The following is a 17,057-nucleotide window of genomic DNA, read 5'->3' as shown; positions in this document are numbered from 1 at the left end:
GATGGCGTTCACCCTACCTTCTGAATGGGCTTTACAATCGGCTGTCCAGTTAACATGGCCCCACGAAAATACCGATTGGCGTCCAATATTGACCGAAATTGAAAACGTATATATCGAACTTGCGAAAGCGATCAGTCATTACCAAATCGTCGTAATCGCTTGTCACGACGAGCAATTACAGCAGCGAGTCGTTGCTCTTTTGACTGAGCATCAAGCAAACTTAAGCCGAGTACGTACATTTATCGCGCCATGCAATGACACGTGGGCACGTGATCACGGCCCAATTACATTAACAAATGGCTCGCAGTCTAAAGTTTTGGATTTTACCTTTAACGCTTGGGGCGCTAAGTACGAATCAAATTTAGACAATGAGATTACCGCCAAATTAGCGTCTCAAGCCTTTTTCAATGCAGGTTCCATCGTCTCTCTCGACTTAATCCTTGAGGGTGGAAGTATCGAAAGCGACGGTAACGGTACAATTTTGACCACAACCCGTTGTTTACTTAACGAAAACCGTAATAAACATCTTTCTCAGCAAGAAATAGAACACGCTTTGTTGACAAATTTAGGCATGGAAAAGGTCATATGGTTAAAACACGGCTATTTGTCTGGTGACGATACTGATGCTCACATTGATACTCTAGCCCGCTTTGCACCAGAGGGCATTGTATATGTCAAATGTGAAGATTCATCGGATCCGCATTTTGAAGAGCTAAACCAAATGGAATTAGAATTAAAGTCTGCAACAGATAAACACGGTATGCCCTACTCTTTATTCCCGCTTCCAATGCCAAAGCCAGTGTTGGATGAAGAAGGAGAGCCATTACCTGCAACGTACGCCAACTATTTGATCATTAATGACGCAGTCTTAGTTCCAACCTATAATGATGTTGCAGATCAAGACGCCTTGGATATAATCGCCGCCGCGCACCCGGGTCGCGCGATAATAGGCATTGATTGTCGTGCAGTTATAAAACAATTTGGCAGTTTGCATTGCCTAACAATGCAAATTCCTGCAGGCGTTATAGTTTAACTACGCGACTTAATTAGACTACGTCAAACGTTAAATCATTTTTACAAATCAGTGATAGAGGCAAGCCCAAAGTGCATGCCCTTTTTGAGAGAATAGACATGTCACAACCGTCACAAAAAAAACTAAAGGTTGCTGTAGTTCAACACAGCAACAGTGCGGATATAGAACACAACGTAAACAAAACCATTCAAGGCGTTAGAGAAGCTGCAGCAGAAGGCGCCAAATTGATTGTCCTACAAGAACTGCACAGGTCTTTGTATTTTTGTCAAACCGAACAAACTGACCTGTTCGATCTCGCTGAAACTATTCCAGGACCTTCTACAGAACAATTTGGTGCTCTAGCAAAAGAACTCAATGTTGTTTTAGTTCTTTCTCTTTTTGAAAAGCGTGCCGTTGGTATTTATCACAATACGGCCGTTGTCATAGAGTGCGATGGTACTATTGCTGGAAAATACCGTAAAATGCATATCCCAGATGATCCTGGTTTTTATGAGAAGTTTTATTTCACTCCGGGTGATATGGGTTTTGAACCTATCGAAACATCAGTAGGGACACTAGGCGTATTAGTGTGCTGGGATCAATGGTTCCCTGAGGCTGCGCGTTTGATGGCGATGGCCGGCGCAGACATTCTGATATATCCAACCGCTATAGGCTGGGACACCAGAGATGATGAAGATGAACAACACCGCCAATTAGATGCCTGGGTAATTTCTCAACGAGGTCACGCTGTCGCTAACGGATTACCAGTCATCTCGTGTAACCGTGTTGGTCAAGAGCCAGACCCAAGCGGTCAATCAGAAGGTATTCTATTTTGGGGTAATAGCTTTATTGCTGGCCCTCAAGGTGAAATTTTGGCTCATGCTGGCGCCGAGGATGATCAAATCCTAACGGTCGACGTATCATTGTCTCGCAGTGAGGACGTTCGACGTATTTGGCCTTTTATGCGTGACCGTCGTATCGACCATTATTCGGACCTAACAAAAATATATAGAAAATAAAATAGGGATAAGTGTGCTTCCGCAATTACTGAATTTACCACTACCTAAGCCTAAAACGGGCGATGTAAAAAAAGCTGATAAAATAACTTGGGCTAGATTGGCCGGCAGTAGTAAGTCCCTCGCAATTGCGGAAGCGGCGTGTCATTCCGATCACGTAACGATTGTGGTCACGGAAAACACGCCAGCAGCTCACAGGCTCGAAACCGAACTCACAAGTATCCTAGATATAAAAACTCACCCTGTTTTTACCTTCCCAGATTGGGAAATCCTTCCATACGATAGTTTTTCTCCACATCAGGATATAATTTCTCAGCGTTTGTTAACGCTATACAAACTCCCACAAATGAAAAAGGGTGTGGTAATCGTACCGGTAAACACCTTGATGCACTTTATTGCACCGAAATCTTACATTTTGGGTAACAGCTTTGTCTTTAAACCAGGTGATCAAAAAGACATTCAAGCGCTGGCTTTGCAATTACAAGAAAATGGCTATCGCAACGTTGAACAAGTAATTGAACACGGTGAGTATTCTGTGCGGGGTTCGATTCTTGATCTTTATCCAATGGGTAGTGAACTGCCCTACCGAATAGATTTTTTCGATGATGAAATCGACAGTATTCGAGTGTTTGATACCGAATCACAAAGAAGTAAAGATAAAGTCGACGCTATTAACCTGTTACCTGCTCACGAATTTCCGCTAGATAAAGACGGTATTGAGCAGTTTAGACAAGGGTATCGCGACCATTTTACGGTACGTAACGAAAAAGATAGCCTTTACAAGCAAGTATCTGAAGGTAGTTTTCCTGCCGGTATTGAATATTTTTTACCGCTATTTTTCGAACACACAGATTCACTATTCGACTACTTTCCAACTAATTGCCACCTTGTTCTCGATGGGGAAATACAAGCGCAGGCAGAGTTATTTTTAAGGGAAACTCAAAAACGTCACGAAAACTTAAATGTCGACCCTTTGCGTCCATTGTTGCCACCTTCAAAGTTATTCTTGGCGATTGACCAATTGTTTGCTCAGCTCAATCAGTGGCCTCAAATTTTGTTGCAGCCAGGTGTTGCAAAAGGTGCGGGTAAGTACAATGCAAACACAAGTATTATCGATGACATTAACATCGACTCACAACTCAAGCAGCCTTTTACCAAAGTACTAGACCACCTTGTGCAAATAAAAAGTGACCAAGGTCGGATTTTGTTTAATGTCGAGTCAGCGGGACGAAGAGAAACATTATTAGAGCTATTAAAACAAGCGCAAATAAAACCCACTAAACATTCAAACATTGAAGAGTTCGTAAGTTCTGACAGTGATGTTGGTATTGTGATCACCAGCTTAGAGAATAGTTTTAGCCTATTAACTGAACTCAATGGTTCGACTGTACCCTTTTCGTTTTTGACAGAAACGCAGCTGCTTGGTGGCAGGGTTACTCAACGACGTCGTAACAAAAGAGATAAGTCCATCTCAAGCGATGCAATTGTCAAAAACCTGGCTGAATTAAAAGTGGGACAAGCCATCGTACATATCGAACACGGTGTCGGTCGTTATAAAGGATTAGAGACTATCGACGCAGGTGGGTTAGTAAGTGAGTTTGTCACTATTGAATACGCTAACGAAGCAAAATTGTACGTACCCGTTGGTAACCTTCACCTTCTGACTCGATACACTGGCGGAGAATCTGAATCAGCCCCTATCAATAAATTAGGTTCAGACGCTTGGGAAAAAGCCCGTAAAAAAGCCGCAGAAAAAATCCGTGATGTAGCAGCTGAACTACTCGACATATATGCCCAACGTGAAGCAAAACCTGGTTATCAATATAGCCTTGAGCGTGATGGTTGGCGTCAATTCTCTGCGTCCTTCCCTTTTGAAGAAACAGAGGATCAACAAGCGGCTATAAATTCTGTCGTTAATGACATGAAGTCACCTAGAGCAATGGACAGATTGGTTTGTGGTGACGTTGGTTTTGGTAAAACAGAAGTAGCAATGCGTGCTGCGTATATAGCAGTAAACGATGGCAAACAAGTAGCTGTATTGGTTCCTACTACCCTGCTTGCCCAACAACATTATGAAAACTTTACAGACCGTTTTGCGGATTGGCCTGTCAAAGTCGATGTGCTCTCACGTTTTAAAACTGGCAAGCAACAAACAAAGGTACTCGAGCAACTCGAGGATGGCCAAATTGATATCATTGTCGGTACCCACAAGTTAATCCAAGAAAACATAAAATTTAAAGATTTAGGCTTGTTGATCATTGATGAAGAACATAGGTTTGGTGTTAAGCAAAAAGAAGCGATCAAAAAGCTAAGGGCTAATGTCGATATTTTAACACTGACGGCAACGCCTATTCCTCGTACGCTAAACATGGCAATGTCTGGTATGCGGGATTTATCAATTATTGCAACGCCTCCTGCAAAGAGATTGGCGATCAAGACCTTTGTAAAAAACTACAGTGATGAACTAATCAAAGAAGCCATCATGCGTGAGACCAATCGCGGTGGCCAAGTTTATTTTTTACATAACAACGTCGAAACCATTGAACAACGTGCTCGTGATATAGAGCAGCTAATGCCAGATTGTCGCGTCATAGTTGCACACGGTCAAATGAGAGAGAAAGAACTTGAACGTGTAATGGGTGATTTTTATCACCAGCGTTACAACGTCTTAGTGTGTACCACCATTATTGAGACGGGAATAGATGTCCCGACCGCCAACACCATCATCATGGAGCGAGCGGATAAACTAGGGCTCGCCCAACTTCATCAACTTCGCGGACGGGTTGGCCGCTCTCACCACCAAGCATATGCGTATTTATTAACGCCACCGCCTAGAGCTATGACCAAAGATGCGCAAAAGCGCCTAGAAGCGATTGGTTCACTTGAAGACCTAGGCGCAGGTTTTGCCCTTGCGACGCATGACTTAGAAATACGCGGTGCCGGAGAGTTATTAGGTGATGATCAAACAGGTCAGATCCAAACTATCGGCTTTACCTTATATATGGATATGTTAGAGCAAGCAGTTGAGGCGTTAAAACAAGGCAAAGAACTCAGCCTAGATGCACTAACCAATAAACAAACAGAAATTGAACTTAGGCTACCAGCGCTTTTACCTGACAGTTACATTCCAGATGTTAATATGCGACTTAGCTTATACAAACGGATAGCGACCTGCACTGATACAGATCAGCTAGACGATATCAAAGTTGAATTGATTGATAGGTTCGGATTGTTACCTGATGCGACCAAAAACTTGTTTACCGTCAGTGAATTTAGACAACGAGCTCAAGCTATTGGAATCACCAAAATTGAAGCTGGCCCGAAAGGCGGAAAAATTGAATTTGCTGAAGACACTAAGGTAGATCCTGTCTTTTTGATAAGTCTAATTCAACAGCACCCATCGGTGTACAAACTAGAAGGTGGTCAAACCTTAAAGTTCATAGTCGACAACAAAGACTCTGAAGATAGGATTAAATACGTCAATGCCATGCTAAGGGATTTTGAACACAAACAAAAAACGTAGATCAAGTCTTATGACTAACGTAAACTGGTGTTTAATCAAATAAAAGGACAAGTGCAGTAATGGGTGTAAAAAAGTCGTTAACAAAGCAGCTCGTTTTAGCCTCAACCTTGTTGATGGCGTATTACAGTACCCATGCAAGTGCCAACCTAAGTAGTGCGTTAACAAGCGACGATAAAGTTCAAGATCAGCGCATCCCGACTGAAGAGTTGATCGAGGGTATTAAATCAGCTGATGGTCGGTGGTTTGATGTAGAAATAATTATTTTTGAGCGGACAAGAGAGTCAGCAACCAGAGAGCGCTTCGAACAGACCATAACCAATAAAAAACCGCGTTACGGCTGGGATGTGCAAGCTGATCTGTTAAAGCCTGATATTGCACCTTTACTCTACAACTTGCCTAACTGTCACTCAGATAGCGACCCACTCGCTGTACCAATAGACAATCAAACGGATGATCACGCCGAGTTTTATCAACGTTATAACCAATACCAAAGATTAATTAGCGAGCAGTGGCAGATCAGCCCTAACCTGTGTCTATTACCCAGTGAAAAATTAAGCTTTTTTTGGCAATTAATGACTGCTCCGCAATTTTTACCTTCGAGCCAGCAGCTATATACGTTTGTGCCTTTTGAGTACTTTCCAAAACGGCCGACGGGTAGAGATTTCGACGATTACCGTGGCGTGTATTTGTTATCAGAGCAAAACCTAGAATTAAAAGAACAAGCGGACAGACTTGATAAAAATTGGAGTACACGAGTACTATTGCATATGGGTTGGAGACAGCCAGGCTTGTCACCCAATAACGCGATTAAAATGTATTTACGGGCAGGTAAAAACTTCACTGAGCAATTTAATTACGATGGTTCTGCCAAGTTAGATACCGACCTACTTGCAACACAATTAAACCTGTCAGATCAACAACAAGATCCTAATAACACCTTCGCTAACAACGACACTGACCCGAAAAGTTTACTTAGAGCATCAAATCAAGAAGCGATTCATCGTCTGTTAAGTCAACTCGAAGCTGGGGCAATTATCGACCCAAAAACTCAAACCCTGAAAATGCCTAACGAACAATATTTTCCTAATGACGTATGGCAATTAGACGGAACTATTAAGGTAATATTGGACCACTATCTATTTTTAGACGCAGACTTTAATTTTAGAGAAGTTGCTAAAAAACCATTAGATATCGAACAATTAATCGGCAACCAAACAGAAAATCAGGCCACATCAGCCACAAACGTCTTGACCTCAAACGGTCAAAGCGTATTAATAAGCGCAGCACAAAAAGATAATCAAGTCTCCGAGTTTAACGAATTTAAAGACGACCAAAATGATTCATCGAATCCAGCGTCTTTATTGGAAGTAGAATACCTACAAAATTTCCCATTCAAGCAACTAAGACGAACGTATTCAGGTGATCTACACTATCTAGATCATCCTAAGTTTGGTGTGCTTTTCCAAATAAGAAAATATCGACATTAACGGGATATTGTATATGAAAGATTTTGAAATTAGCGCAAGCTATATAAAACAACAACTAAATGATTTTAAACCAGAAACAGCCATCGTACTGGGTAGTGGTCTCGCCGATCTTGCAGATCAAATTGTCGACCCAATCAGCATTCCTTATGCGGATATTCCAGAGTTCCCACAAAGCACCGTAGCCGGCCACACGGGTCGCTTGGTAGCGGGTACGTTAGGTGGCAAAAACGTGATCTGTATGCAAGGTCGTTTTCACTACTACGAAGGCCACTCTTTTGAGAAGATCGCCATTCCAGTAAGAAGCTTCAAAGCGTTAGGTTGTAAGTCAGTAATTTTGACTAACGCCGCAGGCTCATTAAATGAAGATATGGGTCCTGGTAGTATTATGTTGATTACTGACCACATTAACTTTTCTGGGTTTAATCCACTCATTGGCCCTAATGACGATGAAATTGGCCCACGTTTCTTAGATTTAACCCAAACTTACGATCGTGAGATTGGTGAAAAGGTAGAAAAAGCCGCATTAAAGTCTGGCTTAACACTTTATCGTGGTACGTACATCTGGGTATCAGGTCCAACATTTGAAACGCCTGCAGAAATCCGCGCTCAAAGAACCCTTGGAGCCGACGCGGTAGGTATGTCTACTGTTCCTGAGGCAATTGTAGCCCGTCACTGTGGATTAAAAGTGTGTGCTATTTCGACCATCACGAATTTAGCAGCCGGCTTGTCCGCGACTAACCTTTCTCACGACGAAACACTAGAGCAAGGTCAATTAGCGGCTCAGCGTTTAACTACCCTTTTAACTGATTTATTAGCGGGTTAATCATGTCAGAACTTCAAGCCTATGCACAACAAGCGTTACAACTTATAGATTTAACGTCATTAAACTTAGACGACACAGAGCAAACTATAATCGATTTGTGTACAGCGGCTAACACTGACTACGGTCACGTCGCAGCTGTCTGTGTTTACCCTAAATTTGTTGCATTGGCTCGGGGAACACTTGATAAACTTGGTTTAACGGATGTTAAAGTGGCAACAGTTACCAATTTTCCATCTGGGGAAGAAAGCCTAACTACAATCATCAAAGAAACCAATAAAGCAGTAGCAGATGGTGCCGACGAAGTCGACGTTGTATTGCCTTATCGTGCCTTCATGAAAGGTGACTTAGAGCACTGTGAGCAGGTTTTAACAAAGAGTAAAGCGGCTTGCGGTGATAAAACCTTGTTAAAAGTAATTATTGAATCTGGTGAAATGCTAGATGATTCATTTATCAAAGCGGCAAGCGAGTTTGCAATAGACTGTGGTGTTGATTTCATCAAAACCTCAACCGGTAAGGTACCTGTCAACGCCACATTGGAAGCTGCGGATATCATGTTAGCGGCAATTAATACTAATAATCCAAACGTTGGATTTAAAGCTGCAGGTGGTATTCGAACAGCCAACGAAGCAAAGTCTTATTTAAAACTGGCAGAGGATAAACTTGGTAAAGACTGGATTAACCCTGCTCACTTCCGTTTTGGCGCGAGTAGTTTATTGGGCAATTTAGTTGATTGTTTAAATGGTAAACAAACGGCATCCGAAACTGGTACTTCGACATATTAACATGGGTTATTGGAGCGACTAGAAATGGAAGACTTACCTATAATCGTTGACGTTAAAGGACTGTTTGATCTGAAAGATCACAAGACAGCTGCAATGCTAGAGCGAGTTAATGCCTGGATAAACTTTCAGGCACTTGGTGCAAATTGGTTTGCAGACGAAAGCGCCATTCCATCATTTTATATTGAGCTTTACCCAGAAAATCAATATTTACAACAGTCAAAGCAGTTGAGCGCAGGATGGAATACTGCTACGGGTGGTGGCTTTACTGGCATTGTAAGTTGTGATTTAGATACGCTTCAATTTAAATGCATTGCTGCAATTGCCAACCAAGATTTAAAAGAAATGATGGATGACGGCTCTATAGTCGAGTCTAATCTTCAAGCTATGTCTAAACACATTTGTAATTATTTAAGCAAAGACTTACAGCTTAATTCATTATAAAAAGTTATTAACCTCATTCAGCACACCAAAGTCCCTCCGTTAACGTTTTTAATTATAAAAACAATAAGCCAGATGCTGTAAAGAATATTACCACGTATATGACCGAGGCTTTTAGTATTCTTAACGCTGCAAACCCTAAAAGCGCCAGCGCAATATCTACTGAAGAAGTTATCGCCTCGGTTAACACAGGATTGATAAATGCAGTTAACAATAAACCAACAACACACGCGTTTATACCGGCCGAAGCGCCTTGTAGCTTGGGCACGGTCATTAATTTTGACCAGGCAGATCTTACGCCTAGCAGCAGTAAAAAGCCCGGTAAAAAGATAAAAATCGTCGCACAAATCGCTGCTAACCAAGGTGAAATAGGAAGCAATTCTGCCCCTAAAAACGCCGCCAGCGAAAACATCGGCCCTGGCATTGCTTGCGCACTGGCATAACCAAGTATAAATTGCTCTGAGGTTAATTTGTCCGCCACAAGCTCTTGTAAAAGTGGTAATACAACATGCCCACCGCCAAACACCAAACTTCCAGCGTAATAAAAATCAGATGCCAAACTAATCCAGGAATTTTGCACTGCAAATAGCGGTAACCCAATAAACAAAATCAAGAACAAACAAAGCGCTGTCCAATTTAGCTCTGCAAATAAGGTTAGCTTTGTATTCTGATTGGTCGTCAAAGTGTTAACGTCTTGCTCAGGCTTTAATAACAATGCTCCTAATAAAGCAGCAACTCCAATCAATAGCATTTGTAATAAAATACTGGGATGTAAAACAAGAAGTGCAGCAGTAAGAAGCGCAATACAAGAAGTTAGCCGTGTCTTACAAAATGATTTAGCCATTCCTAATAACGCATCAGCTACTACCACCACCGCTAATAACTTTAAGCCATGGACTACTCCCTGCCATAGACTGTCTGCTTCAAAATTAGTAAACGCAAATAGCGAGATTAATACAATGAGAAGAAAAGAAGGTAACGTAAAGCCAAGAAACGCAGCAATCGCCCCTCTCAAACCATCGCGATGGTGACCGATCGCAAAGCCGACTTGGCTTGATCCAGGTCCGGGTAAAAAGTGACTTAGTGCGACAAGGTCGGCATATTCTTTATCCGTTAACCACTTTTGGTCGTCGACAAACTTGACCTTGAAATAGCCAATATGTGCTGCTGGGCCGCCAAAGCTGATACAACCCAATAATAAAAATTGCCAAAATATTTGGAGTGTTTTTGTCATCTTAATCAATGAAACAATTACAAAAACATAGAATAAAAGACACTTGGTGTAACTACAATATTTGTATTAATAAATGTGTAGTTTTAACTTAAAAAGAACTGCAACCTGAGGATATCAGTCTCTCTCAACCGGAATTTCAATTACAAAATCCGATCCACCCAAGTCATTGGATAGAAAATACAACTTTCCTTTCAATACTTCTTTACAAATATTATAGGCTAAGCTCAAGCCCAAACCACTGCCACCATGCCCTCTTTTTGTCGTAAAAAATGGTTCAAAGATTTTTTTACGTTGACTAATAGGTACACCAACTCCATCGTCTCTGATGGTTATGAGAACTTTATTGTCCTCCACTTTGTATAACACATACACAAAGCCCACCGAACGGCCTTCAAATGCGTGATGCAACGCATTTTGAATCAATATAGTAATAACTTGTGATAACGCACCAGGACACGTAAGGACATGTTGGACTTCTAGTTCTTCAGGTACTAATTTAAATGGCGTTTTTTTAAAAATAGGACGCAAAGTTGATAATACTTTTTCGATATATTCAGACAGTTCTATTTCGCGGGTCACCGGTGCAGACTGGTCAACAGCGACTTGCTTAAAGTTTTTGATGAGGTCCGCGGCAATATAAACTTGGTTTAAAACCAAATCGATTGATTTTTCAGCCTCTTTTAAAAAACTCTTTAAATCATTGGCGGTTATTTTACCACTCTCTAAGAGACCGTCTGTTTTAACTTTTTGGGTTTTTAAATGCGTCATTCCGGTAACGGCTATCCCAAGCGGCGTATTGATTTCATGGGCAACTCCAGCCACGAGACGGCCCAATGAAGCCATTTTCTCTGTTTCAATAATGTCTTCTTGTTTTTCTTTTATAAAGTTAAGCTCCTTTCGAACAGCCTGAAGTGCCATATTAGTTTGTTGAAATGTATAACAATAATTGTCTAAGTTTCTGTTAAATGCTGATATCAGCTCTTTATTTTCTTTACTGTAATTCTCATCAATTTGAATTCGAGGACGCTCGGCAATATCATCCTTACTCTCTATATCTGATAGGATACGCTTTAGCTCTTCATCTGAATTAAGTTTGATCCAACTGATCGAAATGATTAAGAACAGCATCTGAAAGGTAAGGATGACCATCAAGCTCAGCGCCTTAGTAGTCAGTGATATTTCAAAGCCTTCAGACCCCTGACCTTCGTTCACAACGAAAAAACCAATCGTCGCCGCAATGATGACAACTAAGGTTAGGTTCCCGGCCAATATGCTGTTTACTCTGTACCTATTTTCCATCTTGTTACTTTAAATAACTAATACTACCTTTAAACATAGAATAATTTTTAGGTATTACTAATGACGTTAAACGATGAATCTCCGCTTTTTTCAATGGAAGAAATCACTGAAGAATTTGTAGAGAAGCAAATTGAAGAGACTGGCTGGAAAATATTAATAGTTGATGATGAAGAGTCTATTCACAATGTTACCGAATTAGCGCTCAGTGGCTTCACCTTTGCTGAAAAGCCACTAACCTTTTTACACGCTTACTCAGCAAAAGAGGCAGAACAAGTTTTAAAACGTGAACCAGATATTGCGGTTACTTTACTTGATGTCGTGATGGAAAGTGAAAGTGCTGGGCTAGATTTGGTCGATGTGATTAGAACAAAACTGGATAATCACCATGTGAGAATTATTTTGCGAACCGGACAACCTGGTCAAGCACCAGAGTACGACGTTATTAAAAAATACGACATCAACGACTACAAAGAAAAAACTGAACTCACTAACCAAAAGCTCAATACCGTCATCTATTCGGCATTAAGGTCTTATCGAGACATTACCGCGATTAATCGTACTCGTATGGGGCTGGAGCAAATCATTGACGCTACAGCTTCCCTCTTACAAATCCAAAGTTTTAAAACCTTTGCGAAAGGCACCCTACAACAAATGGCGGCTATGATGCATATAGATGCGGAAGTTGTCATTGCTGAAACCACCACAGTCTTTGCTGAAAAAAAGCACACACAAATTGAGCTCGTTGCCTGTATTGATCACGGCGTAGTAAAAGATGCGGACGAACGCATAACAGAAAAACTCAGTCGTCACTTTGCCGAGGGTGAATACCCAAGAGATAAAATGGTTATAAATCCTGATGACGCTTTTTACGTCTCAACTCATGGTCAAAAAGAGCTAATTTTATATCTAGAAGGTAAAACAGATATTCTTTCCTTCGACCCAAATATATTAGAGGTATTCTGTCGTAACATTGCTATCGCAATAGAAAACCTCCGCCTCAATGACCAACTGCGTAAAACCCAAGAAGAAATCGTTTATTCTATTTGTGAGGTAGCCGAAACTCGCTCTAAAGAGACCGGAAATCACGTAAGACGCGTTGCAATGTATTCTCGTCTAATTGCAGAGCATTTAGGCTTGCCCTCTCGAGACATTGAAGAATTGTTTTTAGCTGCACCATTGCATGATGTAGGCAAAATAGGTATCCCAGATTCAGTACTTAATCATCCTGGTAAATTAGAGGGCGAAAAGTGGGAAGTCATGAAAACCCATGCAAAAATTGGTAATGATGTCTTAATGCGTTCTGAGTTACCTATAATGAAGGCAGGTGCCATTATTGCCGCAGAACACCATGAAAATTGGGATGGTAGTGGTTATCCCAATGGTAAAAAGGGCAATGAAATACATATTTTTGGACGGATCGTTGCCTTGGCAGATGTATACGATGCTTTGATGACCAAACGATGTTACAAGGAAGCCTGGACTCTAGAAAAGGTAGAGGATTTCATACAAGAAGAAGAAGGGAAAAAGTTTGACCCTCAAATTGTTAAAACTTATTTCGCATTGAAAGACCAGTTCACAGAAATCTTTAATAAATATGGGGATGGCTAGCGCCTCCCCATATTTATTAAACATTTATCGTTTATTTGAGTTATTGCTTATTAATGATGGTTGTATTTATCGCGGCTCTTTTTGTTTCGATACATTTCCTTATCGGCTTTTTCTAAAAGCTGCTCTACGCTGTCACCGGGTTGCGGCATAGCCGATACATGTCCTACACTAAATTCTAGCTTCCATTCAGATACATTTAATTTGTTGTAATCTGAAACTTGCTGTTCAACCCGCTTTAATGCCGATTTAGCCTCACGAAGGTTGGCATCTGATAAAAAGGCCACAAATTCATCTCCACCCAAGCGCGACACTACATCGGATTGTCTGAACGAATTTCTTAAAATATCTGCAAAGACACCTAAGGCCCGATCCCCTTCTGAATGGCCATATTTGTCGTTTATAGGTTTAAACTTATTGAGATCAAAAAACAATAAACTCACTGCCTGTTCGTTTCTAACACAATTCGCGAACAAATGACCGGCTAGTGACATAAAGCCTCGACGGTTGTTAAGTGCAGTCAGCTCGTCTAGGGTCGCTAATTGAACCGACATTATTTCTTGTTCAACCATCATCGCTAAATCCTTTAATAGTAATCGATCTTCATCCGTCAATTCTCTTGGCTGATCATCTATTAAACATATTGTTCCGAGCTTATAGCCACTGGCTGAACGAACCGGACAACCAGCATAAAAGCGAATGTGTGGCGCTTCAGTTACCAATGGATTATCGTGGAATCGCTTATCATTTAGTGCATTGGGTATATCAAAGATATCGTCCCCCAAGATAGCGTGACCACAAAAAGAAATATTGCGAGGAGTTTCGCTGGCATCCAAACCCTGTTTAGACTTGAACCATTGCCGATCTGCATCGACCAAACTAACTAAAGAAATCGGCACGCCAAACATGCGCTTTGCCATTCTAGTGAGACGATCGAACCGCTCTTCGGGCGAGCTATCCAATATCTGTAATGCATGAAGGGCCTCTAGGCGCGCTTTTTCATCAGCTGGTAATCTGGGTTCTATCATCTTTTCACAACTCCTAACATCGTGACGATACAAGTACCTAATTTAGTAAAAAGGTCGACTAATAAACTAAATATAGACCAGCATGAAGAGAATGTTATAAAACCGAATTTACTTATTTTGATAGAGTTCGATTGGTAAGCCTTAAGTTATAAATAAAAAAAGCGCCCTAAGGCGCTTTATCGATTTACTACAACATTCTACATTAGAATGAAGCTGAGTAACGTACACCAAACTCGCTAGCGTCGTTGCTCTTAATAACTAACAAGTAGTCACCTGTGTTAAGACGTGCATCGTCATAACGTTCATCTGTGATATTTCGACCGTAGAAAGACACAGTCCAATCAGCATTAGCCGGTGAGTATGACACATCTAGGTTTACTAGAGTACGTGCTTCTACCACTGTCATTCGTGCAGGGTCTGAGCTAGGCTCGCCATACATGTCATCACGGTAAGAGAAGTCTACTCGAGTATTGATTAACGCGCCATTTTCTAGTTCGAACTCATAAGACGGGCTGATTGACGCTGTTAATTCTGGAGTTAATGGTGCAACAGGTTTAACACCGTTTTGCTCTTCTACGTCTACGTCAATATATCCAGCACTTGTGTGAAGGGTTAGATTATCTGTAACCAACCATGTGCTTTCCCATTCGATACCACGAGACGTTTGTTCAACGATAAGGTTCTTAGTATCGAAACCTGAGTCAGTTACTGTGTTTACTTGGTATGGTAAATCTTCATACTCAGTGTTGAAGAATGCAACACTCATGTTGAAGTCACTTGTTACCTGACCTTTTAAGCCCACTTCGTAGTTAACCGCTGTGATGTTGTCAGAAGCAACAAAACACTCTGGGTTACCGAACAAACAGTATGGACGTGCTGGGAACTGACCACCTTGGTAACCACTTTGAATGCTCGTATATACATTCAAACCGTTGTCCATAGTGTAGTTTGCTGATAAATCGAAAGATACTTGATCCCATTTATCAGAAGCAAATGCTGGACCTGAAGATTGACCAACAAACGCTGTCGCTTCTTTTTCATCAGTTGTGTGACGAAGGCCACCAGAAACGCGAAGTTCGTCAGTAAGGTCATAACCTAGGTTAACGAAAATAGCGCGGCTTGTTGTTTCTTGATCAAGTTGTAGAGTGTTTGGTCCGCCGTTGAAGCTCGAGTCTTCACCTTGGCGGTTTTTACCTTCTTCACTAAACCAGTATAAACCTGATACAAAATCTACTTCACCAATAAAACCATTTAATTGTAATTCAACTGACGTTTGGTCTGCTTCACCACGTTCTGGGTATTGGTCCATATCGTAAATAGTACCATCATCATCCAAGCCAGCTTTGTATTCCGACGTACGGTTACTAATGATGAATTTTGCGCCTAAATCAGCGTTAATGTTGTAATCAGCTGTGAAAGACAAACCACTTGCTTTGTTTGTTACTTCCGTCACTTCAATTGTGCCAGTCGCATTATCATATGGGTCTGCAGCAACATCTGAATTACGCAAAGGACCTGACGGTGTTGGAGAACCAAAACGCATGCCTGTGTAATATGCACCGTTTGGAACTTCGTCAATCTTCACTGTGTAAGGACGTAAACCACCTTCACCATTGTTTGCATCAGCAGTAACAACAAAGCTCAAGTCATCACTTGCATTAACTTTAAGTGAAAAACGACCATAGTATTCTTCACTCTCACCCACATCCCATTTCGCTTCAGGAAGGTTGATAAACTCACCTAAACCATCACGACGGTTGTAACCAGCGTTGAAGTTAAATGCTACGTCTTCTGAAATTTCACGGTTAACAAAAACATCACCCTTTAAGCGACCACGAGTCCCTACTTCCGCCGTCACTTTTGTTTCTGGACGAGCATTTGGTTGCTTAGTGATAATATTGATTGCACCACCGATTGAGTTACGGCCGTACAAAGTACCTTGAGGACCACGTAACACTTCAATTCGGTCAATGTTGTTTAGATTCCAGTTTTGACCAACTTGACGACCTAAATATACTCCGTCAACGTAAATACTTACGCCAGGATCGGTTGTGATTAGGTGGTCTTGTAGACCGATACCACGAATGAATGGGTTTGCTGATGAAGTGTGGCCTGCTGAAAAGCCAGTGATGTTTAGGTTAGGAACAAATTTACCAACATCTGTAATGCCAGTAATGCCTTGCTCTGCCAATGCGTCGCCGCTAAAAGCACTCATTGCGATTGGCACTTCATAAATAACTTGGGAGCGCTTAGTTGCAGTAACTGTGATCGCTTCCATTTTTGACTCTTCTTTTTTCGCTTCAGTTTCTTCCGCGTAAGAAGGTGCCACAAATGCCGATGTCGTTAATGCAAACGCCATAGCTGCTGCTACAGGGTTTAAAGTTCGCACACGTGCGCTCGAACCATTATTTAAATTCATTTTTGTTCCTTAGTAGAGACAATAATTGCTAAAACATAAACCTTAGTTGCTCGTTTGGAACGCCCAACCAAGAACCAGCTAGCGGTTTGAATTACTCTCGAAGGTATAAATCGCGCGCACAAAAAAATACCATCCAATTAAGGTGGTAGGTAAAAAATCTATGCTTTTTGAGAAATACAGACGAGTAGCTTTCGAAACCTTGCTACTGTACGGTTGGAACGACATTCTAGCATCAGTTCGAGAAATATCACAACAAAAAATAATAAAAATGTAACATTTAGAAACAGAACGAAACAAACACAAACGTGTAACTTATTGTTAAAAAACATGAATACACTAATTTTCGACTAAGAATAATATTTTGAAAAAGTTCCCCTACTTTAAAAAAAAA

The 17,057-nt window shown here is 41.1% G+C and carries 12 protein-coding genes; 8 read left to right on the top strand and 4 right to left on the bottom strand.

Annotated features, from left to right (window positions below; genetic code table 11):
- Position 1: 1 nt before the first annotated feature.
- The 7 genes from J1N51_RS01320 to J1N51_RS01290 all read left to right on the top strand — a co-directional run bounded on the left by J1N51_RS01320 (position 2) and on the right by J1N51_RS01290 (position 9,084).
- A complete protein-coding gene (locus J1N51_RS01320) occupies positions 2-1,033 on the top strand; it encodes an agmatine deiminase family protein (RefSeq protein ID WP_208832211.1) in 1,032 nt (343 codons plus the stop codon).
- Positions 1,034-1,131: 98 nt separating this feature from the next.
- Positions 1,132-2,031 carry a carbon-nitrogen hydrolase gene (locus J1N51_RS01315; RefSeq protein ID WP_208832210.1) on the top strand — a complete coding sequence of 300 codons (900 nt, stop codon included), beginning with the start codon at positions 1,132-1,134 and terminating at the stop codon, positions 2,029-2,031.
- Between the two features lie 28 nt (positions 2,032-2,059).
- Positions 2,060-5,551, top strand: a complete 3,492-nt coding sequence (mfd, locus tag J1N51_RS01310) for a transcription-repair coupling factor (RefSeq protein ID WP_208833278.1) — start codon at positions 2,060-2,062, stop codon at positions 5,549-5,551.
- Positions 5,552-5,610: 59 nt separating this feature from the next.
- Positions 5,611-7,038 (top strand): CsiV family protein, encoded by a 1,428-nt coding sequence (locus J1N51_RS01305; protein WP_208832209.1) that lies wholly within the window; start codon positions 5,611-5,613, stop codon positions 7,036-7,038.
- 13 nt (positions 7,039-7,051) lie between these two features.
- Entirely contained in the window at positions 7,052-7,861 is an 810-nt protein-coding gene (locus J1N51_RS01300; RefSeq protein ID WP_208832208.1) for a purine-nucleoside phosphorylase, read from the top strand.
- Between the two features lie 2 nt (positions 7,862-7,863).
- On the top strand, positions 7,864-8,643 hold the full coding sequence (gene deoC / locus J1N51_RS01295) for a deoxyribose-phosphate aldolase (protein WP_208832207.1): 780 nt from the start codon (positions 7,864-7,866) through the stop codon (positions 8,641-8,643).
- A gap of 24 nt (positions 8,644-8,667) precedes the next feature.
- The gene (locus tag J1N51_RS01290) at positions 8,668-9,084 is read left to right on the top strand and encodes a hypothetical protein (protein WP_208832206.1); all 417 of its coding nucleotides are present in this window, start codon (positions 8,668-8,670) and stop codon (positions 9,082-9,084) included.
- Between the two features lie 52 nt (positions 9,085-9,136).
- Here the strand turns inward: J1N51_RS01290 and chrA are convergent, their stop codons facing one another.
- Both chrA and J1N51_RS01280 read right to left on the bottom strand, forming a co-directional pair.
- Positions 9,137-10,315, bottom strand: coding sequence for a chromate efflux transporter (gene chrA / locus J1N51_RS01285; protein WP_208832205.1), 1,179 nt, complete (start codon positions 10,313-10,315; stop codon positions 9,137-9,139).
- 114 nt (positions 10,316-10,429) lie between these two features.
- A complete protein-coding gene (locus tag J1N51_RS01280) occupies positions 10,430-11,614 on the bottom strand; it encodes a sensor histidine kinase (protein WP_208832204.1) in 1,185 nt (394 codons plus the stop codon).
- 60 nt (positions 11,615-11,674) lie between these two features.
- Between J1N51_RS01280 and J1N51_RS01275 the strand changes: the two genes are divergently transcribed.
- Complete coding sequence (locus J1N51_RS01275) at positions 11,675-13,222, top strand: DUF3369 domain-containing protein (protein ID WP_208832203.1); 1,548 nt, start codon at positions 11,675-11,677, stop codon at positions 13,220-13,222.
- Between the two features lie 50 nt (positions 13,223-13,272).
- Here the strand turns inward: J1N51_RS01275 and J1N51_RS01270 are convergent, their stop codons facing one another.
- Together J1N51_RS01270 and J1N51_RS01265 are read right to left on the bottom strand one after the other, a co-directional pair.
- On the bottom strand, positions 13,273-14,247 hold the full coding sequence (locus J1N51_RS01270) for a sensor domain-containing diguanylate cyclase (RefSeq protein WP_208832202.1): 975 nt from the start codon (positions 14,245-14,247) through the stop codon (positions 13,273-13,275).
- Between the two features lie 202 nt (positions 14,248-14,449).
- Positions 14,450-16,666: a TonB-dependent receptor gene (locus J1N51_RS01265; RefSeq protein WP_208832201.1), complete on the bottom strand. Its 2,217-nt coding sequence runs from the start codon at positions 16,664-16,666 to the stop codon at positions 14,450-14,452.
- Between the last annotated feature and the right edge of the window lie 391 nt (positions 16,667-17,057).

Source organism: Psychrosphaera ytuae (genome assembly GCF_017638545.1).
Lineage (GTDB): Bacteria > Pseudomonadota > Gammaproteobacteria > Enterobacterales > Alteromonadaceae > Psychrosphaera > Psychrosphaera ytuae.
Note: the sequence above shows the minus strand (reverse complement) of the source record. Positions and strands in the feature narration are given on the sequence as shown.

Excerpts from the sequence above, each read along its gene's own strand:
- J1N51_RS01315 (WP_208832210.1), top strand. The coding sequence starts at position 1,132 with ATGTCACAACCGTCACAAAAAAAACTAAAGGTTGCTGTAGTTCAACAC.
- J1N51_RS01320 (WP_208832211.1), top strand. The coding sequence starts at position 2 with ATGGCGTTCACCCTACCTTCTGAATGGGCTTTACAATCGGCTGTCCAG.
- J1N51_RS01265 (WP_208832201.1), bottom strand. The coding sequence starts at position 16,666 with ATGAATTTAAATAATGGTTCGAGCGCACGTGTGCGAACTTTAAACCCT.
- J1N51_RS01290 (WP_208832206.1), top strand. The coding sequence starts at position 8,668 with ATGGAAGACTTACCTATAATCGTTGACGTTAAAGGACTGTTTGATCTG.
- chrA (WP_208832205.1), bottom strand. The coding sequence starts at position 10,315 with ATGACAAAAACACTCCAAATATTTTGGCAATTTTTATTATTGGGTTGT.
- J1N51_RS01275 (WP_208832203.1), top strand. The coding sequence starts at position 11,675 with ATGACGTTAAACGATGAATCTCCGCTTTTTTCAATGGAAGAAATCACT.
- J1N51_RS01270 (WP_208832202.1), bottom strand. The coding sequence starts at position 14,247 with ATGATAGAACCCAGATTACCAGCTGATGAAAAAGCGCGCCTAGAGGCC.
- deoC (WP_208832207.1), top strand. The coding sequence starts at position 7,864 with ATGTCAGAACTTCAAGCCTATGCACAACAAGCGTTACAACTTATAGAT.
- J1N51_RS01305 (WP_208832209.1), top strand. The coding sequence starts at position 5,611 with ATGGGTGTAAAAAAGTCGTTAACAAAGCAGCTCGTTTTAGCCTCAACC.
- J1N51_RS01280 (WP_208832204.1), bottom strand. The coding sequence starts at position 11,614 with ATGGAAAATAGGTACAGAGTAAACAGCATATTGGCCGGGAACCTAACC.
- J1N51_RS01300 (WP_208832208.1), top strand. The coding sequence starts at position 7,052 with ATGAAAGATTTTGAAATTAGCGCAAGCTATATAAAACAACAACTAAAT.